This is a genomic window from Thauera propionica (assembly GCF_002245655.1).
Taxonomy (GTDB): Bacteria; Pseudomonadota; Gammaproteobacteria; order Burkholderiales; family Rhodocyclaceae; genus Thauera; species Thauera propionica.
Map to the genome: position 1 here is coordinate 13,339 of NZ_NOIH01000001.1, position 22,523 is coordinate 35,861.

At 66.5% G+C, this 22,523-nt stretch carries 20 protein-coding genes and 1 tRNA gene; 12 read left to right on the top strand and 9 right to left on the bottom strand.

Features of this window, described 5'->3' with window-relative positions:
* Positions 1 to 91 precede the first annotated feature (91 nt).
* The 4 genes from CGK74_RS00060 to CGK74_RS00075 all read right to left on the bottom strand — a co-directional run bounded on the left by CGK74_RS00060 (position 92) and on the right by CGK74_RS00075 (position 6,177).
* On the bottom strand, positions 92 to 1,894 hold the full coding sequence (locus tag CGK74_RS00060; RefSeq protein ID WP_094266298.1) for an SLC13 family permease: 1,803 nt from the start codon (positions 1,892 to 1,894) through the stop codon (positions 92 to 94).
* 155 nt (positions 1,895 to 2,049) lie between these two features.
* Complete coding sequence (locus CGK74_RS00065) at positions 2,050 to 2,379, bottom strand: YMGG-like glycine zipper-containing protein (protein WP_094266300.1); 330 nt, start codon at positions 2,377 to 2,379, stop codon at positions 2,050 to 2,052.
* A 72-nt stretch (positions 2,380 to 2,451) separates the two neighbouring features.
* Positions 2,452 to 4,884 carry a Lon protease family protein gene (locus CGK74_RS00070; protein ID WP_094266422.1) on the bottom strand — a complete coding sequence of 811 codons (2,433 nt, stop codon included), beginning with the start codon at positions 4,882 to 4,884 and terminating at the stop codon, positions 2,452 to 2,454.
* Positions 4,885 to 4,950: 66 nt separating this feature from the next.
* On the bottom strand, positions 4,951 to 6,177 hold the full coding sequence (locus CGK74_RS00075) for a glycoside hydrolase family 2 TIM barrel-domain containing protein (RefSeq protein ID WP_133091741.1): 1,227 nt from the start codon (positions 6,175 to 6,177) through the stop codon (positions 4,951 to 4,953).
* Positions 6,178 to 6,378: 201 nt separating this feature from the next.
* On the opposite strand from CGK74_RS00075, the gene CGK74_RS00080 reads away from it, so the two are divergent.
* The 7 genes from CGK74_RS00080 (at position 6,379) to CGK74_RS00110 (ending at position 14,004) form a co-directional block, all read left to right on the top strand.
* Positions 6,379 to 7,023: a DUF5610 domain-containing protein gene (locus CGK74_RS00080; RefSeq protein WP_094266302.1), complete on the top strand. Its 645-nt coding sequence runs from the start codon at positions 6,379 to 6,381 to the stop codon at positions 7,021 to 7,023.
* Positions 7,024 to 7,312: 289 nt separating this feature from the next.
* Positions 7,313 to 7,603, top strand: a complete 291-nt coding sequence (gene groES, locus CGK74_RS00085; protein WP_004262792.1) for a co-chaperone GroES — start codon at positions 7,313 to 7,315, stop codon at positions 7,601 to 7,603.
* A 53-nt stretch (positions 7,604 to 7,656) separates the two neighbouring features.
* On the top strand, positions 7,657 to 9,300 hold the full coding sequence (groL, locus tag CGK74_RS00090; RefSeq protein ID WP_094266304.1) for a chaperonin GroEL: 1,644 nt from the start codon (positions 7,657 to 7,659) through the stop codon (positions 9,298 to 9,300).
* A 384-nt stretch (positions 9,301 to 9,684) separates the two neighbouring features.
* Complete coding sequence (locus CGK74_RS00095; RefSeq protein ID WP_094266306.1) at positions 9,685 to 10,371, top strand: response regulator transcription factor; 687 nt, start codon at positions 9,685 to 9,687, stop codon at positions 10,369 to 10,371.
* A complete protein-coding gene (locus CGK74_RS00100; protein WP_094266308.1) occupies positions 10,346 to 11,830 on the top strand; it encodes a sensor histidine kinase in 1,485 nt (494 codons plus the stop codon). The genes CGK74_RS00095 and CGK74_RS00100 overlap by 26 nt, the downstream gene beginning before the upstream one ends.
* A 150-nt stretch (positions 11,831 to 11,980) precedes the next feature.
* Positions 11,981 to 12,289 (top strand): DUF485 domain-containing protein, encoded by a 309-nt coding sequence (locus CGK74_RS00105; RefSeq protein WP_094266310.1) that lies wholly within the window; start codon positions 11,981 to 11,983, stop codon positions 12,287 to 12,289.
* Positions 12,286 to 14,004 (top strand): cation acetate symporter, encoded by a 1,719-nt coding sequence (locus CGK74_RS00110; RefSeq protein WP_094266311.1) that lies wholly within the window; start codon positions 12,286 to 12,288, stop codon positions 14,002 to 14,004. Before CGK74_RS00105 ends, CGK74_RS00110 begins: the two co-directional genes overlap by 4 nt.
* Before the next feature lie 75 nt (positions 14,005 to 14,079).
* On the opposite strand, the gene CGK74_RS00115 is transcribed toward CGK74_RS00110, so the two are convergent.
* Together CGK74_RS00115 and CGK74_RS00120 are read right to left on the bottom strand one after the other, a co-directional pair.
* On the bottom strand, positions 14,080 to 15,519 hold the full coding sequence (locus CGK74_RS00115) for a sensor histidine kinase (protein ID WP_094266313.1): 1,440 nt from the start codon (positions 15,517 to 15,519) through the stop codon (positions 14,080 to 14,082).
* A complete protein-coding gene (locus tag CGK74_RS00120) occupies positions 15,509 to 16,177 on the bottom strand; it encodes a response regulator transcription factor (protein WP_094266315.1) in 669 nt (222 codons plus the stop codon). The genes CGK74_RS00115 and CGK74_RS00120 overlap by 11 nt, the downstream gene beginning before the upstream one ends.
* A 170-nt stretch (positions 16,178 to 16,347) precedes the next feature.
* Here CGK74_RS00120 and CGK74_RS00125 point away from each other — a divergent pair.
* The 5 genes from CGK74_RS00125 to grxD all read left to right on the top strand — a co-directional run bounded on the left by CGK74_RS00125 (position 16,348) and on the right by grxD (position 20,254).
* Positions 16,348 to 16,423, top strand: a tRNA-Phe gene (locus CGK74_RS00125).
* Positions 16,424 to 16,582: 159 nt separating this feature from the next.
* Positions 16,583 to 17,836 carry a glutamyl-tRNA reductase gene (gene hemA, locus CGK74_RS00130; protein WP_094266317.1) on the top strand — a complete coding sequence of 418 codons (1,254 nt, stop codon included), beginning with the start codon at positions 16,583 to 16,585 and terminating at the stop codon, positions 17,834 to 17,836.
* Between the two features lie 58 nt (positions 17,837 to 17,894).
* The gene (gene prfA / locus CGK74_RS00135) at positions 17,895 to 18,974 is read left to right on the top strand and encodes a peptide chain release factor 1 (protein ID WP_094266319.1); all 1,080 of its coding nucleotides are present in this window, start codon (positions 17,895 to 17,897) and stop codon (positions 18,972 to 18,974) included.
* Complete coding sequence (prmC, locus tag CGK74_RS00140; RefSeq protein WP_094266321.1) at positions 18,974 to 19,834, top strand: peptide chain release factor N(5)-glutamine methyltransferase; 861 nt, start codon at positions 18,974 to 18,976, stop codon at positions 19,832 to 19,834. Before prfA ends, prmC begins: the two co-directional genes overlap by 1 nt.
* A gap of 90 nt (positions 19,835 to 19,924) precedes the next feature.
* Positions 19,925 to 20,254 (top strand): Grx4 family monothiol glutaredoxin, encoded by a 330-nt coding sequence (grxD, locus tag CGK74_RS00145; RefSeq protein WP_094266323.1) that lies wholly within the window; start codon positions 19,925 to 19,927, stop codon positions 20,252 to 20,254.
* Between the two features lie 72 nt (positions 20,255 to 20,326).
* Here the strand turns inward: grxD and CGK74_RS00150 are convergent, their stop codons facing one another.
* From CGK74_RS00150 to CGK74_RS00160, 3 genes are read right to left on the bottom strand one after another with little or no spacing between them, the layout of a single operon-like run.
* Positions 20,327 to 21,430: a nucleotidyltransferase domain-containing protein gene (locus tag CGK74_RS00150; protein WP_094266325.1), complete on the bottom strand. Its 1,104-nt coding sequence runs from the start codon at positions 21,428 to 21,430 to the stop codon at positions 20,327 to 20,329.
* Positions 21,427 to 22,293, bottom strand: coding sequence for an HprK-related kinase A (locus CGK74_RS00155; RefSeq protein WP_338056354.1), 867 nt, complete (start codon positions 22,291 to 22,293; stop codon positions 21,427 to 21,429). The genes CGK74_RS00150 and CGK74_RS00155 overlap by 4 nt, the downstream gene beginning before the upstream one ends.
* The gene (locus CGK74_RS00160; RefSeq protein WP_240498577.1) at positions 22,290 to 22,523 is read right to left on the bottom strand and encodes a hypothetical protein; all 234 of its coding nucleotides are present in this window, start codon (positions 22,521 to 22,523) and stop codon (positions 22,290 to 22,292) included. The genes CGK74_RS00155 and CGK74_RS00160 overlap by 4 nt, the downstream gene beginning before the upstream one ends.

The following is a 22,523-nucleotide window of genomic DNA, read 5'->3' on the forward strand; positions in this document are numbered from 1 at the left end:
GCTGGCGCCTTGCACGACGCTTGTCAGATGAAGGCGGGGGCATGCGTGCCCCCGTCTTGTTTTTCCGACGCCGCGTTGTCGCCTGCCGGCCTCAGGGGTGGAAGGGCCAGAACAGCGGAATCAGCACGCTGCACAGCAGCCAGGTGATGAGGTTCATCGGGACGCCCAGGCGGGCGAAGTCGCTGAATCGATAGTTGCCTGCGCTGTAGACCAGCGTATTGGTCTGGTAGCCGATCGGCGTGGCGAAGCTGCAGCTGGCTGCGAACATGACGCCGACGACGAAGGGGCGCGGATCGACCCCCATGTGCTGGGCGAGGCCGATCACGACCGGCGTGAATAGCACGGCGATTGCGTTGTTGCTGAGGGCCTCGGTGGCGAGCGAGGTGATCAGGATCACCAGCGACAGCATCATCCACGGCGACAGGCCGTCGCCCAGGCTGGCGAGCTGGCCGGCGAGCAGGGTGTCCAGCCCCGAATTGCGCATGCCGACGCTGATCGCGAGCATCGCGAAGATCAGCGTCAGGATCGGCCATTCGATGGACTTGTAAGCTTCATCGCTGGTGATGCAACCGGTGACGATGACGGCGACGGCGCCGATCAGCGCCAGTCCTTCGATCGGCATCACATTCAGGGTGGCGAGCAGCATCACGCCGGCGATGGTGCCGAGCGCAAGCGGTGCCTTGTGGCGTCGGCTGGCGAGTTGTCGCCCCTCGGTGATGGCGAACAGGTCGCCGTTGTCGCAAAAGCGCTTGATCTGCGCCGGCGTGCCTTCGACCAGCAGCACGTCGCCACCCGACAGCTGGAAATCGTCGCCGATCTGCGAGAAGGAGGCGTCGCGGCGATGCACTGCGATCAGGTGGATGCCGTAGCGTGCGAGCAGGTCGAGGTCGCAGATCGGGCGCTGGATGTAGCGCGAGGTCTGGCCGACGATCGCCTCCACCATGACGACGTCGCGCCGGCGCAGGGTCTCGAGTTCGTGCGGATCGGCACCGGGTTGGGCCTGCAGGCCGACGAGGTCGGTGCTGCGCAGCTCCATCATGGCGTTGCTGCGGCTGCGCACGACGATGCGGTCGCCGACCTCGATCCGGGTTGCCGGGTCGGGAGAGTGACGCTCGGTTTCGCCGCGCACCAGGTTCAGCACCTGAATGGTGCCATTGCTCAGGCGCGCCTCGCGCAGCGACTTGCCGGCCAGGTGCGAGCCTTCGGGCACGAACAGCTCGGTCATGAACCAGCGGTCGCCGCTGCCGGTGAACTGCTGGGTCAGGGTCTCGCGCACCGGCAGCAGGCGTGGCGCGAAGATCAGCATGAAGGTGCTGCCGACCAGGGCCATCAGCATGGCGGGCAGGCTGATCTCGAACATCGTGAAGGGCGCCAGTCCCTGGGTGCGGGCGACGCCGTCGACCAGGATGTTGGTCGAGGTGCCGACCAGGGTCACCAGGCCGCCCATGATGGTGGCGTAGGAAAGCGGGATCAGCAGGCGCGAGGGCGCAAGGCCGCTGCGACTGGCGACCGCGATCACCGCCGGGATCATCACCATCACCACCGGGGTGTTGTTGATGAAAGGCGAGACGAGCAGGCTGGCGGCGATCAGTGCGAACAACAGCTTGCGTTCGCTGCCGCCAGCGGCCGCGGACAGCCATTCGCCCAGCGTGTCGACGCAACCGGTGCGCGACAGGGCTCCGCTGATGATGAACAGGCAGGCGATGGTGATCGGCGCGCTGTTGCCGAACACGCCGACCACGTCGCGTGCGCTTAGCACGCCGCTGGCCAGCAGGACGGCGACAGCCGCCATCGCCGCGACGTCGGGCTTGAGCCATTCGCGCACGAAGGCGACGAACAGCACGACGAGGACGAGGCCGACGAAAGGCGCGGCGAGGGTTTCCGGCAGAAGCATGGTGGCGGTCAGGCGCTACAGAGCGTCGAAGCTTACCGCCAGCCTTATGACTGTTTTAGATCAAAAAGTGGATTACTTATTCATTCGAGTGCAATGACTCGCGCGCCCGCTCCTTCAGGGAAGCCGGGCGCGCGGTCAGCAAGCAGGGCCGGGTGTCAGCAGTTTCCCTTCTTGGCCTGTCCCGGCGGGCAGAACGTGCCGCGGTTCGGCGCGTGGCGGCGATCCTCGTAGTAGCGGCGCTCTTCGACGCGCACCGGTTCCCGCACACGGCGGTCTTCGTTGTCATAGCCGACCGCGGCACCTACGCCGCCGCCCACTGCGCCGCCGATGATGGCGCCTTCGCGTCCGCCGATCGCCTCGCCGATCACGGCGCCAGCACCGCCGCCGATGGCGCCACCGAGCGCGGTCGAGCCACCGGCCTGGGCCGTGCCTGCGACCAGGAGCGATAGAAGGGCGGGAAGCAGGGGCTTGAGGCAGTTGCGCATGTCAGATCCGATCAGGTTGTGATGATGTGCGGATGTTACGGGGCGCGCGGACCGGCTGTCGATCGCCGCATGTCAGGAAATGTTGCGTTTGTCACTGCGGCGACCCGCAACCGATGCATTGAACTCGCGCCGCAACTGCACCAGCTTCTTCAGCCCCGCGACCACGCGGGCATTGACCGAATCCTCGGGCGCCATCTGGCCGTGCGAGTCGGGGGCGCCGGCGGGCAGCCCGGTCAGGCGCTCCAGCGCTTCGTCTACCTCGGCTACCGCCCAGACGCGGAAGTGACCGTCGCGCACGGCAGCAACGACGTCCTCGCGCAGCATCAGGTTGCATACGTTGGCCTGCGGGATCAGCACGCCCTGCTCGCCGGTCAGTCCGCGGGCCGCGCACAGGTCGAAGAAGCCCTCGATCTTCTCGTTGATGCCGCCCACCGGTTGCACGATGCCGAACTGGTTGACCGAGCCGGTGACGGCGATCGACTGCCGGATCGGTACGCCGGCCAGCGCCGACAGCAGCGCGGCGAGTTCGGCCAGCGAGGCGCTGTCGCCCTCGATACCGCCGTAGGACTGCTCGAACACCAGGCTCGCCTTCAGCGACAGGGGCAGGATCATGCCGAAACGTGACGCGACGAAGGACGACAGGATCAGCACGCCCTTCGAGTGGATCGGGCCGCCGAGCTTGACCTCGCGCTCGATGTCGATCACCTCGCCTTCGCCCACGCGCACCGTGGCGGTGATCCGCACCGGATGGGCGAAGCTGTCCGAGCCGAGCGGCACGACCGCCAGGCCATTGACCTGGCCGATGTGCTCGCCGTCGGTGTCAACCAGCAACTGGCCGCGCTGGATTTCCTGCTGGTAGTGCAGGCGGACGCGCTCGTGGCGTTGGCGATGTGCGGCCAGCGCGGCATCCACGTGCTCGCGTTCGATCTGCGCACTGCCGGCCGCGGTGGCGAAATGCGCCGCCTCGCGCAGGCGGTCGTCGATGGGTTGGGTGCGTGCACTCAGGCGCTCGGCGTCGCCCGCGAGGCGCGCGGCATCGTCGATCAGCCTTGCCACGGCGGCGGCTGACAGCGGGGGCAGGGACTCGCGCCGCGCGAGGGCGGCGATCAGGCGCGCATAGGCGGCCGTGCTGTCCTGTGTGCGCGCGATCTCGCTTTCCATGTCGGCATTGATGCGGAAGAGCGCGGCGAACTCGGGGTCGTACTGGCCCAGCAGGTAGTAGATCAGGCGCTCGCCGATCAGGATGACCTTCAGATCGAGCGGCATCGGTTCGGGCTCGAGCTGCACCGAGCCGGTGACGCCGATCAGCTCGGACAGCGACTCGATGCGCAGCCGCTCCGACTTCAGCGCGCGCTTCAAGCCTTCCCAGGCGAAGGGCTGGGACGGCAGCTTGACGGCGTCGAGCACCAGGAAGCCGCCGTTGGCGCGGTGCAGGGCGCCGGCCCTGATCAGCGTGAAGTTGCTGACCAGCGTGCCCATGTGCACCAGATGATCGATGCGGCCCACGAGGTTCTGCAATGTCGGATGGTCCTCGTACACGACCGGACGTGTGCCGTCGACCGGGTTTTCGACGAGCAGGTTCACCAGGTAGCGCTGTACGGTGATCGTGCCGGAGTAGGTGATGGTGTCCGCGTCCTCGTCGGCGTGCGGCGAGGCATGAAGCGATTCGCCGCTGGCGATGATGTCCTGCAGCACAGCGTCGAGGTGGGCGCCGACCTCGGGCAGGTCGGCATACGTGGGCTTGAGTTCCTCGATCATGTGTTGCACGGTGACACCGAGCGCGTCGCGTCCCGCATCGCGGATGCTGTTCTGCAGTTCGCGCCGCCAGCGCGGGAAGTCACCGCCCATCAGGCGGTGCATGCGTTCGTGCAGCAGCTTGATGTTGTCGCCCAGTTCCTTCTGGCGCGCTTCGGGCAGCGCCTCGAACTCGTCCTGCGACAGCGTGCTCTCCGCATCCTTCATCGGCAGGAAGGCGAAGCCGTGCGGCGTGCGCAGCAGGGCAATGCCGAGCTTCTGCGCCTCGTCGCCGAGCGTACGCAGGGCGGTTTCCTCGCGCTGCTTGGCTTCTTCCTGCAGGGCCTCGATGTGGTTACGGTAGTCGTCGCTCTCGAACACCGCGCCGATCGCAGGCATCAGCTCCTCGACGAAGCGCTCCATGTCGCTGCGAAAACCCGCGCCGCGCCCGCAGGGCAGGCGCAGCAGCCGCGGCTGCGAGGCGTGGGCGAAGTTCCAGACATAGCACCAGTCAGCAGGCGGCGTGCCGTGGTGGCGTTCTTCCGCGAGCAGGCGGGCGACGATGTCGTGTCGTCCGCTGCCGGCATCGCCGAGTACGAAGAGGTTGTAGCCGGGGCCTTCGATGTCCAGCCCGAGCCGGATGGCGCCGATCGCGCGGTCGTGGATGAAGCCGACGTCGGCGTCGTCGATCTCGGCAGTGGACGTGAACCCGAGGGAAGAAGGGTCGCAGACGGTTCGGAGACGTTCCGGAGGCAGCGGGGCGACGTGCATTGCGGGACCTTGCTGTTCTTCTTGCGCCATCATAAACCGCGCGGGGCAATGGAATGCAGCGCGCGTTCAGCGCACCAGAAAGGGCAGGTTGGCGGTGGCCGCTTTTCCCTGAGCGTTGCGCACGGTGATGAAGAGGCGGTAGGGGCCGGGCCGCGAGGGTGCGACGAAGCGCACGCTGGCGGAATCCGCATGCAGCACGCGGACATCGACCCGTTCGGGCTGCGTTTCGGCATCGCCACCTTTGCGCAGGTCGGTGGCCTCGGCAAGCACCTGCCATTCGGTGCGCAATGGCGTGTCGTCGATGGCTGCTGCGTCGATGCCGGCCGAGACTTCCGCCCCCGGCGTGAAGACGTCGGCGGCGATGCCGATGCCGCGTACGACCGGCGCTGGCGTGCCCGGTCGCCCGCCCCAGGCCGACGTCACCGCGTCGCTCATTGCCGTCGCGCTGCCGTCGGCCAGCAGCAGCCCGTGCCAGGTGCCCGTCTGCTCCTGCTTCGCGCCCCACAGGAAAGGGAACACCCCGCGGATTTGTGCCTGCGTCTTGAGGAATGCGAGGGCGTCGTCAAAGAAGCGTGCCTTCTCGGTGCTTGTCAGCTCGACCGGTGCGCCCCAGGGCTTGCGTCCGGCCTGCCATTGGCCGAGGGGGCCCAGCTCGGCGACCACCACGGGTTTCGTTATGCCGGCGGCGCGCAGACGCTGCGGCAGGTCGAACGCCGCACCGGCATAGACGTTGATGCCCAGCAGGTCCGCGTTCGGGCAGCAGCCGGCGAGGGCGCGAAAAGCCTCCATGCCGGTGTCGGCCACGACCATCATCGTCGGATGGGCCGGGTCTGCCTGCCGGATGAGGCCGGCGAGGCGATCGACCTCGCGCCAGAGTGGCATCGGGTCGGCCGCGTCGGTCTCCACCTCATTGCCGACGCCCCACGCGAGCAGGGCAGGATGGTGGCGATGGCGCGCGACGAAATCGAGCAGTGCCTGTTCCTGCCGCTTCACCGCTGCCGGGTCGTCGTAGCGAAAGCCGTGGCGCGGGTGCTCCAGCCACAGCCCCATCACCACCTTCATGCCGAGCCGATGGGCTTCGTCGAGTACCCAGGCGTCTTCTTGTCGATAGACACGCACCACCCGCGCTCCCGCGGCGGCCAAGCGGGCAAGACTGGCGCGATCGCCCTCGAAGGCCGCTCCGTGCCATTGCGGGCCGGCTGCGTGAATGGCAGAAGGTGCGGACAGCAGCCAGCTCGCACAGACGAGCAGCAGGGCCAGTAGCTGGCGGACGGGAGGGGTGGTCAGGCGCATGGGGTGACGGGCTCGGGGTTGTGGGGGCGACAAGCGGGGCTGGACAGCGTGGCGGCCGGCGTGCGGCAGAGCCTGCGTGACGCAGGTTGCCGCGCGGTGTGATCGCTGCCTGGTCTCCGAGTTCGATTTCCGCACCGCGTGCGCGCGTCAGCAGGAACGGGCAAGGCACCCGAACTTTCCGTCGCGCAGGCGGCGTCTAGAATGAAAGTGAAGCCTGCTATCGACAAGGAGAGTGTCATGGCCATATTCAACGTATCCGCCGGCTCATCCGCTGCGGCCCTCGATCCCGCACGGGGGGCAGCCAGCAGCACGAATCGTCGCGACGAGGTGAGGCCCGTTAGTGCTCGCTACGAGGACGTGCGGGCAGAGAGCAATGTCCAGATCCTGCAGGCCTCGCTCAGTGTGGCCATCAATGCGGGCAACGAGAGCCAGGCGTTGCTGTTCCGTGCCGCGTTGGAGAAGATCAACGAGATCCTGAAGCCGGAACTGGGCGAGTTGGCACTGCAGAACGCGGTGCAGGGGGACAACTCGCCCGAAGCGACGGCCGAACGGATCCTCTCGTTCGCCACGGGGCTGTTCGACCGCTATGCCGAGCAATATCCTGACAAGGACGCCGAGACCGTATTGCGCGATTTTGTCGGTCTCGTCCGCGGCGGCTTCGAGCAGGGCTACAAGGAGGCGACGGATATCCTCAGTGGCCTGAACGTATTCGAGGGCGACATCGAGGCCGGGGTGCGCAAGACCTACAGCCTGGTGAGCCAGGGCTTCGATGATTTCCTCAGCGCGCGACTGGAAGCGCTCAAGCCGGTCGAAACGCAGACGCAAGCCGGGGCGCCCGAATCCTGACTGGCTGTGGCTGCGCTGCGCGCGGCCGCGCGGGGCAGCCGCCGGAAGGGGGCTGTCTTGCGAAGCGTTCCCGTTCCTGCGGCAAAGTGCGGGCGAGAAAAATTTTCGCCCGACCCGCCCTTGAAATCCCCAAACCCCGTCCCTATTATTAGCACTCGTTGGCGGTGAGTGCTAACAAGCTTCGGGCGATAGCGATCGCGCTGCGCCGGAGCTCACTGCGAATTTGCCTGCGGGTCTGCCCGCGAATCAATCAACCCAAACAGTTGAACCGTAGATAGGAGAGAACTCGATGAAGATTCGTCCCCTGCACGATCGCGTGATCGTCAAGCGTCTGGAAGCCGAACGCAAGACCGCCAGCGGTATCGTGATCCCGGACAGCGCCGGCGAGAAGCCCGATCAGGGTGAAGTGCTGGCTGTCGGCAACGGCAAGATCCTGGACGACGGCAAGGTGCGTCCGATGGCCGTCAAGGTGGGCGACAAGGTCCTGTTCGGCAAGTATGCCGGCCAGGCCGTGAAGGTCGAAGGCGAAGAGCTCCTCGTGATGCGCGAGGAAGACATCATGGGCGTGGTCGAGGCCTGAGCCTCCCCCGAATCCCAGAAACGCTAACCGAAACATTTCCGGAGTTCTGAAGAATGGCAGCTAAAGAAGTCAAGTTTGGTGATTCCGCCCGCGAACGCATGGTCGCCGGCATCAACATCCTGGCCAACGCGGTCAAGGTGACCCTGGGCCCGAAGGGCCGCAACGTGGTGCTGGAGCGCTCGTTCGGCGCCCCGACCGTGACCAAGGACGGTGTCTCCGTCGCCAAGGAAATCGAACTGAAGGACAAGTTCGAGAACATGGGCGCGCAGATGGTCAAGGAAGTCGCTTCCAAGACCTCGGACATCGCTGGTGACGGCACCACCACCGCCACCGTGCTGGCCCAGGCGATCGTGCGCGAAGGCATGAAGTTCGTTGCCGCCGGCATGAACCCGATGGATCTGAAGCGCGGCATCGACAAGGCCGTCGTCGCCACCATCGAAGAGCTGAAGAAGTTGTCGAAGCCCTGCTCGACCAACAAGGAAATTGCCCAGGTCGGCTCGATCTCGGCCAACTCCGACAGCGACATCGGCGACATCATCGCCAACGCGATGGACAAGGTCGGCAAGGAAGGCGTCATCACCGTCGAAGACGGCAAGTCGCTGAACAACGAGCTGGACGTCGTCGAAGGCATGCAGTTCGACCGCGGCTACCTGTCGCCCTACTTCATCAACAATCCGGACAAGCAGGTTGCCATCCTCGACAACCCCTTCGTCCTGCTGTTCGACAAGAAGATCTCGAACATCCGTGACCTGCTGCCGGTGCTGGAGCAAGTCGCCAAGGCCGGCCGTCCGCTGCTGATCATCGCCGAAGACGTCGAGGGCGAAGCCCTGGCCACCCTGGTGGTGAACAACATCCGCGGCATCCTGAAGACCTGCGCCGTCAAGGCCCCGGGCTTCGGCGACCGTCGCAAGGCCATGCTGGAAGACATCGCCATCCTGACCGGTGGCCAGGTCATCGCCGAGGAAGTCGGCCTGACGCTGGAAAAGGCCACCCTGGACGACCTGGGCCAGGCCAAGCGCATCGAAGTCGGCAAGGAAAACACCATCATCATCGACGGTGCTGGCCAGGCCGAGCGCATCGAAGCCCGCGTCAAGCAGATCCGCGTGCAGATCGAGGAGGCGACCTCCGACTACGACCGTGAAAAGCTGCAGGAACGCGTGGCCAAGCTGGCCGGCGGTGTTGCCGTGATCAAGGTCGGTGCCGCGACCGAAGTCGAAATGAAGGAGAAGAAGGCTCGCGTCGAAGACGCCCTGCACGCCACCCGCGCTGCGGTGGAAGAGGGCATCGTCCCCGGCGGCGGTGTTGCGCTGCTGCGTGCCCGCGCCAACCTGGCCGGCCTGAAGGGCGACAACCACGACCAGGACGCCGGCATCAAGATCGTGCTGCGCGCCATGGAGCAGCCGCTGCGCGAGATCGTCGCCAACGCCGGTGACGAAGCCTCGGTGGTGGTGAACAAGGTCGTCGAAGGTTCGGGCAACTTCGGCTACAACGCCGCGACCGGCGAGTACGGCGACATGGTCGAAATGGGCGTGCTGGATCCGACCAAGGTGACCCGCACCGCGCTGCAGAACGCCGCGTCCGTCGCCGGCCTGATGCTCACCACCGACTGCATGGTCGGCGAGCTGGCCGAAGACAAGCCGGCCATGCCCCCGATGGGCGGCATGGGTGGCATGGGCGGCATGGACATGGGCATGTAATGTCCGGTCTGCGGTCCCGGTTCGCCGGGGCTGCATCAGCTTCAAGGCGAAAGCCCCGCGCAAGCGGGGCTTTCGTCGTTTACGCGAGGCCGATTGCACGAATGGCGGACAGCGTGCAGGGATCACGGACGCTTGCGCAAACCGTGGGATAATCTTGAGAACTCGGAAGGATTGACGACGCGACCCCGGGGCGGAGGCCCGCAGGATGAAAGGCGAGGGGATGCGTCGAAGAAAAGTCGGTAGGGAGCGGCGACCGGTTGACCTGGCCGCTCCCTGAAGCATGCCGAGGCCGGGCCTGGCATGCTCCCGATGACCGAGCAAAAGGAGAACAGCGGAGCCGATGCTAGGCGTAACCGCTTACACGTAACTTACATCCGGAATTTCATGCGCATTCTTCTTGCCGAAGATGATCCCGTGATTGCCGACGGCATCGGTCGTGCCCTCAAGCGCAGCGGTTACGCGGTGGACCATGTCGATAACGGCATCGAAGCCGACGCTGCCCTGGCCTCCCAGCCCTACGACCTGCTCATTCTCGACCTCGGGATGCCGCGCCTGGGCGGCATCGAGGTGCTCAAGCGCCTGCGCGCGCGCAAATCGGCGCTGCCGGTGCTGATCCTGACTGCGCAGGACGGTGTCGATGACCGCGTACGTGGCCTGGATGCGGGGGCGGACGACTACATGACCAAGCCCTTCGCGCTACCGGAACTAGAAGCGCGGGTCCGTGCGCTGACGCGTCGCGGCACCGGGCAGGCGCGGTGCCTGGAACTGGGGCGGCTGTCCTACGACCAGGCCGACCGCGTGGTGAAGGTGGACGGCCAGGTGCTTGACCTGTCCGCGCGCGAGATCGGTTTGCTGGAAGTCTTCCTGCTGCGGGTGGGCCGCCTGGTCAGCAAGGACCAGTTGGTGGATCACCTGTGCGGGTGGGGCGAGGAGGTCTCGAGCAACGCCATCGAGGTCTATGTCCACCGCCTGCGCAAGAAGCTGGAGGACAGTGGGGTACGCATCGTGACCGTTCGCGGCTTGGGGTACTGCCTGGAAAACTCGGATGCGGTCCCGGCGACGAAAGCCTGAGAAGGCGGCCGCCGCCCCGAGGCGATCCGGGCCGCCGAATTCGCTGTTCGGCGAGATCCTCGACTGGATGCTCGCGCCGCTGCTGTTCTTGTGGCCGATCTCGATCATCGTCACCCACAACGTTGCCGACAACATCGCCAACCAGCCCTACGACCTCGCGCTGGCCGACAGCGTGCGCGCGCTGTCGCGCCTGGTGACGCTCGCCGATGGCCAGATCGTCGTGCATTTCCCGGCGCCGCCGCGAGCGCTGTTCCGCGCCGACCAGGACGACGTGCTGTACTTTCAGGTGGCGGACGAGCAGGGCGTCACGATCACCGGGGACCCCGAGATCCCGCGGCCGCAGGGTGTTGTCGGCCCGGTGGGCGAGGAAGTGCTGTTCCGCGACGAGATCATCCACGGTGAGGAGACGCGGGTGGCCTATCGGCTGCTGCGTCCGGGAGAGGGCGATGAGTCGCCCCTGGTGCTGGTGCAGGTGGCCGAGACGCGCAACAAACGCAGCGACCTCGCGTCGCGAGTCGTGACCGGGGTGTTGCTGCCGCAGTTCGCGATCATCCCCTTGGCCGTGGTGCTGGTATGGGTGGGCCTGTCGCGCGGCATCGCGCCGCTGAACCGCTTGCAGAGCCTGATCCGTCGCCGGCGTCCGACCGACCTGTCACCGGTGGCGCCGGCCAGCGTGCCCGAGGAGGTGCGCCCGCTGATCATCGCTTTCAACGACATGATGGCGCGGCTGGAAGAGAACCTCCAGGCACAGCAGCGCTTCATCGCCGACGCTGCGCACCAGATGCGCACACCCCTGACCGGCCTGAAGATGCAGACCGACCTCGCTTTGCACGAGACCGATCCCGAGCAACTGCGGCAGTCGCTCGCCCACATTGCCGAGAGTACGGACCGTGCCGCTCACCTCATCAACCAGTTGTTGTCGCTGGCACGGGCCGAGGCGAGCTTCGAGAAGCTGTATGCGGTCGAGCCGGTGGACCTGGGTGCCGTGGTGCGCGAGGTGGCGCTGGAGCTGTTTCCGCGCGCGCAGGCCAAGAACATCGATCTGGGTGCCGAGGGCAGCGAAGCCGCACTGCTCGTCGAAGGCAATGCCGTGCTGTTGCGCGAGCTGGTGAAGAACCTGGTGGACAACGCGGTCAAGTACACGCCGCGCGGCGGCCATGTCACCTTGCGCACGCGCTTCGCCGGGTCCCCGATCCTGGAGATCGAGGATACCGGCCCGGGCATCCCCGACGCCGACCGGGAGCGGGTGTTCGAGCGCTTCTATCGCGTACTGGGCAGCGGCGTCGATGGCTCCGGCCTGGGGTTGCCGATCGTGCGCGAGATCGCCGAGCTGCACCGCGCCACAGTCACGCTGGACGCAAACCCTGCAGGGCAGGGCACGCTCGCGCGCGTCGTCTTTCCGCGCACCCACCTGCAGGCGCCGCCGGCCGTGCAGGGCGACGTCTATCCGCTGGGCTGATGTGTTCAGCTAGCGTTAAGATTGCGTTAAGCATCTGTTATTAAAAGATATTTTTATGATCGCGTAAGCGGAATGTAAGTCTTCGCCCCTACCTTTTGCCGGACTGGGCGCTTGCCCGGCGGGTTCACTTAAAAGGCGAGGAGGGGAAACATGGAAGACGATCTGGTGAAGAAAATCACCGCCAATCCGAAATACCAGAAGCTCGTGGGGACGCGTACGTCCTACGGCTGGCTGCTGACGATCATCATGCTGGTCGTGTACTACGGCTACATCGCAGTGATCGCGTTCAGCAGGGAGTCGCTGGCCGTCCGGCTCGGCGAGGGGGTGATGACCGTCGGCATTCCCGTCGGCCTGGGCGTCATCGCGTTCACCATCATCATCACAGGCATCTACGTGCGCCGCGCGAACTCCGAGTTCGATGCGCTGACCGCCGATATCGTCAGGGAGAGCGGCAAATGAACGCTCATCTCGCACGTATCTCCACAGGGGTGGCGCTGGCCGCACTGTCTGCCGTTGCGCTCGCCGCCGGGGGTGACCTTGGCCAGGCCGAGAAGCAGGCGACCAACTGGACCGCGATCATCATGTTCGGCGTGTTCGTGCTGGGCACCTTGTACATCACCAAGTGGGCCGCGGCGAAGACCAAGTCGGCGGCGGACTTTTACACCGCCGGCGGCGGCATCACCGGCTTCCAGAACGGGCTCGCGATCGCCGGCGACTACATGTCGGCCGCGTCCTTCCTCGGCATCTCGGCGGCAGTGATGATCAGCGGCTACGACGGCCTGATCTACTCCATCGGTTTCCTTGTCGGCTGGCCGGTGATCACCTTCCTGATGGCGGAGAAGCTGCGCAACCTCGGCAAGTTCACCTTCGCCGACGTCGCCGCTTACCGCTTCAAGCAGACGCCGATCCGCGCCTTCGCGGCCTCGGGCACGCTGGTCGTGGTGGCCTTCTACCTGATCGCGCAGATGGTCGGCGCGGGCCAGCTCATCAAGCTGCTGTTCGGGCTCGAGTACTGGATGGCGGTCGTGATCGTCGGTGCGCTGATGATGGTGTATGTGCTGTTCGGCGGCATGACGGCGACGACCTGGGTGCAGATCATCAAGGCCTGCCTGCTGCTGGGCGGCGCCTCCTTCATGGCCTTCATGGTCCTGCTTGCCTACGGCTTCTCGCCCGAGGCGCTGTTCGCCGACGCGGTGCGCATCAAGACCGAGGGTGCGATCGCCGGGGGCAAGACGGCAGAGGAGGCCGGATTGCTCGGCCAGGCCATCATGGGACCGGGTTCCTTCATCAAGGACCCGATCTCGGCCATCTCCTTCGGCATGGCGCTGATGTTCGGCACCGCAGGCCTGCCGCACGTGCTGATGCGTTTCTTCACCGTGCCGGACGCCAAGGAGGCGCGCAAGTCGGTGTTCTGGGCGACGACCTGGATCGGCTACTTCTACATCCTGACCTTCATCATCGGCTTCGGTGCGATCGTGCTGGTGTCCACCAACCCCAGCTTCCTCGATGCTAAGGGCGGCCTGATGGGCGGCGGCAACATGGCGGCGATCCACCTGGCGAACGCGGTCGGCGGCAACGTCTTCCTCGGCTTCATCTCGGCGGTCGCCTTCGCCACCATCCTGGCGGTGGTTGCCGGCCTGACGCTCTCCGGCGCCTCGGCGGTGTCGCATGACCTTTACGCCACGGTGTTCAAGCAGGGCAAGGCCGACTCGGCTGCCGAGCTGAAGGTGTCGCGCATCACGACGCTGGTGCTGGGTTTCGTTGCCGTCATCCTGGGCATTGCGTTCGAGAAGCAGAACATCGCCTTCATGGTGTCGCTGGCCTTCGCGATCGCCGCTTCGGCCAACTTCCCGGTGCTGTTCATGTCGGTGCTGTGGAAGGACTGCACGACGCGCGGCGCGACCATCGGTGGCTTCATCGGCCTCATCACCGCGGTGGCGCTCACGATCGTGTCGCCGTCGGTGTGGGAGGTCACGCTGGGCAATCCGAAGGGGTCGGCGCTCTTCCCCTACACGTCGCCCGCGCTGTTCTCGATGGCGGCCGGCTTCATCGGCATCTGGCTGTTCTCGATCCTCGACAGCAGCGCGCGTGCCCGTGAAGACCGCGCCGGTTATCTCGCGCAGCGGGTGCGTGCGGAAACTGGCATCGGCGCTGCGGCGGCATCGAGCCACTGATTCGTATCCCTGGCCCCTTCCTCAAGCGGGAAGGGCCAAGGGCGTGCGGCAGGACAGGGGGCGGTGAGCGAGGGCTCACCGCCCCCTGTCGTTCGAGGCGGGCAGGCTGACGCGAACGACCGTGCCATGCCCGTGAGCGCCGTCGGCGAGGGTGATGTGGCCGCCGTGGCAGCGCACGATCTCGCGCGCGATCGGCAGCCCGAGCCCGCTGCCGCCCACGGTCGTGCCGGTGTGGCGATAGAAGCGCTCGAACACTTGTTCGCGGACGGATTCGGGGATGCCCGGACCGGTGTCCGCGACCTCGATCTCGATGTTGCGGCCGTCGGGCGCCGGACTGCAATGGAGGGTGACGCTGCCGCCGGCGGGCGTGTACTTCAGTGCGTTGTCCATCAGGTTGGAGATCAGCTCCTGCAGCAGGGTGGGGTCGCCGACGAGGCTCACCGCCTCGCGCTGGATGCCGAGATCGATGCCGCGGCGGTCGGCGATCTCCAGCCAGCCCTCGACCAGGTCGTCGATCAGCGGCGCCAGTTCGACCGGCGTGGCGTCCGCGAGCATGCGGCCACCAGACTCGGCGCGCGCCAGTGCCAGCAGCTGGTTTGCCAGCCGGGTGACGCGATCGACCGAACTCCGCAGGTGGGCCCGTGCGGTCTCGTCCAGCGGCCGGGCTTCGAGCAACTCGAGCTGCATCTGCAATCCGGCGAGCGGCGTGCGCAACTGGTGTGCTGCGTCCTGCAGGAATTCGCGCTGCCGGGCACTGGCCTTGCGCAGGCGTTCGAACAAGGCATTGAGCGCACCAACGACCTCGCGGATCTCGTCGGGCACGGCGGCGAGGTCGATCGCGGACAGGTCAGTACCGGCGCGTCTGCGCAACGAGTCGGCCAGGTGTTGCAGCGGGGCAAGGCCGGAAGGGATGCCGAAGCGCGCGGCGACGGCCGCGGCGAGCGCCAGCAGCACGCTGGCAGAGACGAAGCCCAGCAGCAACCTATCCATCGCGTCCCGGCGCTTGTGCAGGGTCTCCCCCACCGTGACGTAGATGCCGCCGTCGCCCACGCTTCGGTACAGGCGCACGGCGCGCACCGGCTCGCCCCGATATTCCAACTCACGAAACACCGTCGTCTGCAGGAGCTTCGGCGGCTGACTGTTCGCGCCGGTCGCGAACTCGGACTGGTAAGGGATCGGCAAGGTCGAGGCTGGATCGAGGTCGTCCAGTATGGGGAAATCGGCATCCCCGCCCAGCACGCGATTCTGCTTGTCGCGCACTCGGAAGAAGATTTCGTCCCTGGTGTCGGTGCGCAGTATGCGTTCAGCTTCGGCCGGAAGGTGCAGCTCGGACCAATTGCCGATCGGATGGACGTGACTTGCGACGCCGTGCGCGAGGTTGAGCAGGTTCTGGTCGTACGCGCTGTTGACGACACCCTTGGCCGTGCCGTAGGCCACGGCACCTGCGGCGAGGATCAACAGCGTGGTCGGGCCGGCAAGCGCCTGCAGTAGGTTGCGGCGAAGGCTAGGCTGCACCGTCGCCTCGATCCTTCAGTCGTTCGAGCCGATAGCCGAAGCCGCGCACCGTGCGGATCAGGAGTCCCGCCGCTTCGAGCCGGGGACGGAGACGCGACACGTGCACTTCCAGCGCGTTGGCGCTACCGTCGCCCTGCAGGCGTTCCCGTGCCACCGTGCGCCCGTCGGCTCGCACGAGGGCTTCGAGGATGTCCCATTCGCGCCCGGTCAGCGCCAGGGCCTCGCCGTCGAGCTCAGCCAGTCGTCCTTCGGCGTCCAGCTGCAGCGGACCAAAGCTCAGCGGCGGTGCGCCCGTGGCGCCTCCTCGCCGCTGCACGGCGCGCATGCGTGCGGTCAGTTCCGCGAGCTGGAAGGGCTTGACGAGATAGTCGTCGGCGCCGAGATCGAGTCCGTAGATCCGGTCGTCGAGCGCGTCGCGCGCGGTGATCAGTATCACCGGAAGCCGCTGGCCGCGACTGCGAATCCGGCGCACGACTTCGTAGCCACCGAGTCCGGGCAGTCCCACGTCGACCAGCACGAAGTCGAAGTCCTCGTCCTGCAGGCGCCGGTCGGCGGCCAGGCCATCCGCTTCGTGGCAGGCTTCGTCCCCCTGGCCGCGCAGGAATTCAGTGATTCCGCCCGCCAAGGTCGGGTCGTCTTCAACCAGCAGTACGCGCATCGTGTCCTCTATCGACCGGGCCCTTGGGTCGTGCGAGCGACATCGTAGCGCGCAGCGGGCGGGGCTGTGTGGCGTGCCGCACAGTTTGAGTTGGGGCCGGCGGGGCATGGAAGAAAATGAAAAATTTATCTTGACGGAGTCCTAGTTAGGGCTATAATGCGGACCTCTTCGGCCAGGTAGCTCAGTTGGTAGAGCAGCGGATTGAAAATCCGCGTGTCGGCGGTTCGATTCCGTCCCTGGCCACCAAGAACTTCGCGAACGGGTCGACCATGTGTCGGCCCGTTTTGCTTTCAGCGGTCCAATCGCAAGTGGAAAGTGGCTGATTCCGCTCAAGTTTTGGGCGGAAACCGCGATGCTATAATCCGCGGCATCGCGTCGCAGTGCGCCGACTTAGCCAGATCTCGAATGCAGCTTTACGCCCTCGGCCTGAATCACCACACGGCACCGCTCGCCATCCGCGAACGCGTTGCGTTCCAGCCTGAGCGGCTGGGGCAGGCCCTGCACGATCTGACGCATGCCGATTCGGTGCGCGAAGCCGCAATCCTGTCGACCTGCAATCGCACCGAACTGTACTTCGCTGCCGAGCAGCCGCAGCATGCGGCGGACTGGCTGGCGCGCTTCCATCAGGTCTCGCTCAACGACGTCTCGCCCTACCTGTACGCCTATCCGCAACGCGATGCCGTGCGCCACGTGTTCCGGGTCGCCAGCGGACTCGATTCGATGGTGATCGGCGAGCCGCAGATCCTCGGCCAGGTCAAGGATGCCGTGCGCCACGCCGAAGAGGCAGGCACGATGGGTACGCTGCTGCACAAGCTGTTCCAGAACACCTTTGCGGTGGCCAAGGAAGTCCGCTCCACCACCGCGATCGGCGCCAACACCGTGTCGATGGCCGCCGCCGCCGTGCATCTCACCGAGCGCATCTTCGAGCGGGTCGCCGACCAGCACGTGCTGTTCATCGGTGCCGGCGAGATGATTGAACTGTGCGCCGCGCATTTCGCCGGCGCGCAGCCGAAGTCCATGACCGTGGCCAACCGCACGGCCGAGCGCGCCGAAGCCCTGGCGGCGCGCTTCGGCGCGCAGACCATGCGTATCGACCAGATCGGCGACATGCTGCCGCGCTTTGACGTGGTCGTCTCCTGTACGGCCGCGCCCCTGCCCATCGTCGGGCTCGGCATGGCCGAACGCGCGGTCAAGGCCCGTCGCCACCGGCCGATGGTCATGGTCGACCTCGCCGTGCCGCGCGATATCGAACCCGAGATCGCTGAGCTCGACGACGTCTTCCTGTACACGGTCGATGACCTGGCTCAGGTCGTCGAGGCCGGCATGGAGTCCCGCCAGCAAGCGGTGATCGAGGCCGAGCAGATCATCGACACGCGCGTCGAAGGCTTCCTGCACTGGATGGCCGGCCGCGTCACGGTGCCCGCCATCCGCGCGTTGCGCGACCACGCCGAAACGCTGCGTCAGGCCGAGCTGGAGCGCGCGATGCGCCTGCTCGCCAAGGGCGAGGACCCGCACAAGGTGCTCGAGGCGCTGTCGCACGGCCTCACCAACAAGCTGATGCACGGGCCGACCCGCTACCTCAACCAGGCCGAGGGCGAGCACAAGGCCGAAGTCGGCCAGCTCGTGCAACAGCTCTTCAACCTCCCTCGCCAGGGCTAGCCCAGGACGACTGTCCGCCGCGCCCGCCTGCGGGGTGACGGTTGCGCACCATTCATTCATGAAACAGAGCATTCGCGACAAACTCGAGCATCTCGCTGCGCGCCTCCAGGAGCTGGACCGCACCCTGGCGGCCGAGGAGTCCGCACGCGACATGAACGCCTTCCGTGATCTGTCGCGCGAGCGCGCCGAGATCGAACCGGTCGTTCTGCTCTATGCGGCCTACACCCAGGCCGAGGCCGACTGCGCGACTGCGCGCGAGCTGCTTGCTGACCCCGAGATGCGCGAACTGGGCGAAGTCGAGCTGGCGGCGGGCGAGGCGCGCATCGCCGAGTTGGAGGAGGAACTGCAGCGCGCCTTGCTGCCGCGCGACCCCAACGATGAACGCAACCTGTTCCTCGAGATCCGCGCCGGAACAGGCGGCGACGAGGCTGCACTGTTCGCCGGCGACCTGCTGCGCATGTACTCCCGCTATGCCGAGCGCCAGCGCTGGAAGGTCGAGATCGTGTCAGCGAGTGAGTCCGACCTGGGCGGCTACAAGGAAGTGATTGCCCGCATCGTCGGCAGTGGTGCGTTCTCGAGGCTGAAGTTCGAATCCGGCGGCCATCGGGTGCAGCGCGTGCCGGTGACCGAGACGCAGGGCCGCATCCACACCTCGGCGTGCACGGTCGCGGTGCTGCCCGAGGCCGACGAGGTGGCTGCGGTCGATATCAACCCGGCCGACCTGCGCATCGACACTTTCCGCGCTTCAGGTGCCGGTGGCCAGCACATCAACAAGACGGACTCTGCTGTGCGCATCACCCACATCCCGACTGGCATCGTCGTCGAGTGCCAGGACGACCGCTCGCAGCACCGCAACAAGGCGCAGGCCATGTCGGTGCTGGCGGCGCGCCTGTACGACGCGAAGGTGCGAGCGCAGCAGAGTGCCGAAGCCGCGCAGCGCAAGAGCCTGATCGGCAGCGGCGACCGCTCGGAGCGTATCCGCACCTACAATTTCCCGCAAGGCCGGGTGACGGACCACCGCATCAACCTGACCCTTTACAAGCTCGAGGCCGTCATGCAGGGCGAACTGGATGAGCTCGTCGCGGCACTGACGCTGGAGCACCAGGCAGAGCTGCTTGCGGCGCTGGCGGACGAGTGATGACCGAGCACGCGCGTAACGCGACGCCCGACAGCGTCGACATCGCCGGTGCGTTGGCTTGGGCGCGGGCGCGGATCGACCTGATGGACGCACGGGTGCTGCTGCGCCATGTGCTGCAGTGCCCGGCGGCGCGGCTGGTTGCCTGGCCCGAGCAGCGCCTGGGGAGCGAGGACTGGGCGTCGTATCGCGACCTGGTGGAGCGCCGCGTGGCGGGCGAACCCGTTGCCTATCTCACCGGCGAGCGCGAATTCTTCGGCCGCGAATTTCTGGTCACCCCGGCAGTGCTGATTCCGCGTCCCGATACCGAGCTGCTGGTCGAGTTGGCGCTGGCGCATGCTGCCGGCCGCAAGGGCATGCGGGTGCTGGACATGGGTACCGGCAGCGGCGCGCTGGCGATCACGCTGGCGCTCGAACTGGATGAGGCGGATGTCACCGCGCTGGACCGTTCTCGCGAGGCATTGTGGGTGGCGATGGCCAACGCCGCACGGCTCGGTGCGAGCGTGTCCTTCGTGCAGAGCGACTGGTTCTCCGCACTGGGCGATGAGCGCTTCGACCTGATCGTTGCCAACCCGCCGTACATCGCTGCGGCTGATCCGCATCTTGAGCAGGGTGACGTGCGCTTCGAGCCGCCAGGTGCGCTGGCGGCGGGACCGAGCGGCCTCGATGATCTGGAGGAAATCGTCATGCGGGCGCCGTCGCGGCTGGAGAACGACGGCTGGCTGTTCCTCGAGCATGGCTACGACCAGGCGGCGGCGGTGCGCGGTCTGCTGGCCGACGCCGGTTTCGCGGCGATCGCCTCGTGGAAGGACATCGCCGGCATCGAGCGCGTCTCGGGAGGGCGTTGGCTCGGGCGCGACTGAGTCGCTGCCGAGTTGCCGATATTGACGCACTCCTGTTGCGTTACTAGAATTACCCGACTATTAAACTCAACTTTTCAGGCCCCAACCATCATGAGCATCCAAGACGTCATCCGCGACCAGGTCACCAGCAACGACGTGGTTCTCTACATGAAGGGTTCGCCCCAGTTCCCGCAGTGCGGCTTTTCGTCCGCCGCCGTTCAGATCCTGAAAGCCTGTGGTGTGAAGGAAGTGCTGGCCGTCAACGTGCTGGCCGACAACGACATCCGTCAGGGCATCAAGGACTATTCCAGCTGGCCGACCATCCCCCAGCTTTACATCAAGGGCGAGTTCATCGGCGGCAGCGACATCATGCGCGAGATGTACGACAGCGGTGAACTGCAGCAGATGCTGAAGGATGCGGGCGTAGTCGACGCTGCCTGAGGCTGCCCCGCCTGCCTTGCGCAGTGCGTGGGAGGTCTAGCGCAGCGTATGTTGTCCGTGGAAAGCCAGCCTTCAGGGCTGGCTTTCTGTTTTCTGCGCCGGGGTGCGCGTAAAGCGACCGCGCAGGCGCAATGCCGCCTTCCGCGCGAGGTGAGGCACCAGCATGGATGGCGGCATGCGCTGCAGGTGGTAGCGAGCCAGCATGGCAAGTCGTGCGACGCGTACCGGCGCCGGTGGCGGATGGTCGGGGTCGTGGGGCAGCATGGCAAGCGGGACCAGCCTGTCCATCAGGCTGCGTGAGAGCGTGGAGGGGCCAGGCAGGGCGTCCAGCGCGCCCGGTGCCAGCGGCGTCTCCATCCACGCATGGGCGAAGTGCAGGCCATACCACAGCGGAAGCTGCAGACCGAGTTGTCCGGCACGTTCGAGCAGTCGCTTCCAGAAGCCGTCCTGTGTGGCCGCCGCGCGCACGAGTCCGTCGATATCGACCACTTCGCGGACCCGCAGCGCGAGGTCACCATCCTGAAAACAGTGCACGCAGGCATGCAGTACCTGGTCCTCTGCAGACAGGACACGGAATGGGGAGTCCGCCAGCAGCACGCTCGCGTCGAATAGCTGTGCCGGGTCGAAGCACAGGCTTCCGGTGACGGGCGTGATCGCGTGATGCAGATCGACCTCAAGGAACCGCCCCGGGAAGCGCATGGGCGGGGTTTCGTGGCTCCAGTCACGGTAATAGCGCTCGTCATACGGGTCGAGTTGGGCCGGTACCCACCCTGCCGCCCGCAAGCCTTGCTCCATGGCCCGCAGGTGGTCGCGCGGAACGAGCAGGTCGACATCGGAGACGAAGCGTCCGCGTGCGAACCGCTGGCCCTGGAGGGCGTAGGCGCCGCCCTTCACGACCAGCACCGGGAACGATCCATCGCACAGTGCCGCGAGCTCAGTGAGTTCCGCCCGCAGCATCTGGTTGTTGAAGGCGCAGACCCGTTCGGCGGAGAGCAGGTGACGCCGCACCGGCGCCGGCAGCGTGGGGTTGTCGCGGTTGGCCGCCGCCAGTCTTCCGTGCAGCGCAGTCATGCGCGCCAACCGCAGCAGGCGCTCCCAGGTGGTGATGTCGGTGTCCAGGGGGGCGCTCAGCGCGCGCAGGAGCAACTGAAGCTCGCGGGAGAGGGGCGGCTTCATGCATGCTCCGCGAACAGGGCGTCGATGTGTGCGATGGCAGCGGACAAGTCGCCGTACTCCAGCTCGAAGGCGCGTGTCGCGCGGGCAAGGCGTACCACAGCGTCGAAACCGACCGTGCCGAGGGTGCGGTAGTTGAAGCTGTTCAACCCCAGCCGCATGGCAGCATCCGCCGTGTGAATGGGGGTACAGCACAGTGCCGCACCGTCCCGGAAGCGAGGGAAGATGATCAGGCGGGGGCGCGCCGGGCGGTGGCGGTCGGCGATGCTGTCGCGCAGTGGAACGAAATGTGCCACGTCGCCCTTTCGCGTTCCGTGGAAGACGGGGCCGAGCCTGGCGCGCGGGTGCTGGCCGATGATGCCGATCGAGCGGTTCTTCAGTGCGGCGGGCTTGAGCAGTGGCAGCAGATCGCCACTGTCCGGATCGAGCACGCCGAACTCATCCGACAGAAAGCGCCAGCCGGCGAGATGCAGCGCGCAGGTCAGCGTGCTTTTTCCCGAGCCGGGTGCGGCGGGCAGGATCAGTGCGCGGTCGTTGCGCGCGAGCACCCCTGCGTGCAACAGCAGATAGGCGTTCAGCCTTTGTGCGAGCAGCCAGTTGCCGCCCCATTCGAACAGCGGGAGGCCGCTGCCAACCGGGTAGGGCTCGAACGGGCGGCTGCCTTCGGACCACAGTGCGATCTGCCGTTTCCATAGCCGCAAGGGATGGCCCGGAAGCAGTGCGACGCGCACGTCGGCGAAGCCGGCGGGGTCCTCCTCGCCGTAATCCCGATACACGAGGTCGAGTTGCTGGTGGAAGCTCTCGATGGGCGAACGAACCGCGATGCGTGCCGCGCCGAGATCGAACATGCGATGCGAGCGTCTCACGCCGTCCCTCGCGTCCCGACGGGGGCGCACACCGGCAGCGTCGCGAGGCTGCGCACAAGCCGCTCCAGACCGGGCGGCCAGCCGCCCATGTCGGCAATCTCGTGCTCGAACGCAGACAGGCGATCGTCGTCGATTGCGGCTGCCGCCTCGCGCAGGATCAGCACCGCGCCTTCGCTGAGCAGATGCGTGTCCAGCCAGAGCGGGTCCAGAAAAAGAAACTGCCCGTCCAA

Coding starts and splice junctions, on each gene's coding strand:
- CGK74_RS00060 (WP_094266298.1), bottom strand. CDS start 1,894: ATGCTTCTGCCGGAAACCCTCGCCGCGCCTTTCGTCGGCCTCGTCCTC.
- CGK74_RS00065 (WP_094266300.1), bottom strand. CDS start 2,379: ATGCGCAACTGCCTCAAGCCCCTGCTTCCCGCCCTTCTATCGCTCCTG.
- CGK74_RS00070 (WP_094266422.1), bottom strand. CDS start 4,884: ATGCACGTCGCCCCGCTGCCTCCGGAACGTCTCCGAACCGTCTGCGAC.
- CGK74_RS00075 (WP_133091741.1), bottom strand. CDS start 6,177: ATGCGCCTGACCACCCCTCCCGTCCGCCAGCTACTGGCCCTGCTGCTC.
- CGK74_RS00080 (WP_094266302.1), top strand. CDS start 6,379: ATGAAAGTGAAGCCTGCTATCGACAAGGAGAGTGTCATGGCCATATTC.
- groES (WP_004262792.1), top strand. CDS start 7,313: ATGAAGATTCGTCCCCTGCACGATCGCGTGATCGTCAAGCGTCTGGAA.
- groL (WP_094266304.1), top strand. CDS start 7,657: ATGGCAGCTAAAGAAGTCAAGTTTGGTGATTCCGCCCGCGAACGCATG.
- CGK74_RS00095 (WP_094266306.1), top strand. CDS start 9,685: ATGCGCATTCTTCTTGCCGAAGATGATCCCGTGATTGCCGACGGCATC.
- CGK74_RS00100 (WP_094266308.1), top strand. CDS start 10,346: ATGCGGTCCCGGCGACGAAAGCCTGAGAAGGCGGCCGCCGCCCCGAGG.
- CGK74_RS00105 (WP_094266310.1), top strand. CDS start 11,981: ATGGAAGACGATCTGGTGAAGAAAATCACCGCCAATCCGAAATACCAG.
- CGK74_RS00110 (WP_094266311.1), top strand. CDS start 12,286: ATGAACGCTCATCTCGCACGTATCTCCACAGGGGTGGCGCTGGCCGCA.
- CGK74_RS00120 (WP_094266315.1), bottom strand. CDS start 16,177: ATGCGCGTACTGCTGGTTGAAGACGACCCGACCTTGGCGGGCGGAATC.
- hemA (WP_094266317.1), top strand. CDS start 16,583: ATGCAGCTTTACGCCCTCGGCCTGAATCACCACACGGCACCGCTCGCC.
- prfA (WP_094266319.1), top strand. CDS start 17,895: ATGAAACAGAGCATTCGCGACAAACTCGAGCATCTCGCTGCGCGCCTC.
- prmC (WP_094266321.1), top strand. CDS start 18,974: ATGACCGAGCACGCGCGTAACGCGACGCCCGACAGCGTCGACATCGCC.
- grxD (WP_094266323.1), top strand. CDS start 19,925: ATGAGCATCCAAGACGTCATCCGCGACCAGGTCACCAGCAACGACGTG.
- CGK74_RS00150 (WP_094266325.1), bottom strand. CDS start 21,430: ATGAAGCCGCCCCTCTCCCGCGAGCTTCAGTTGCTCCTGCGCGCGCTG.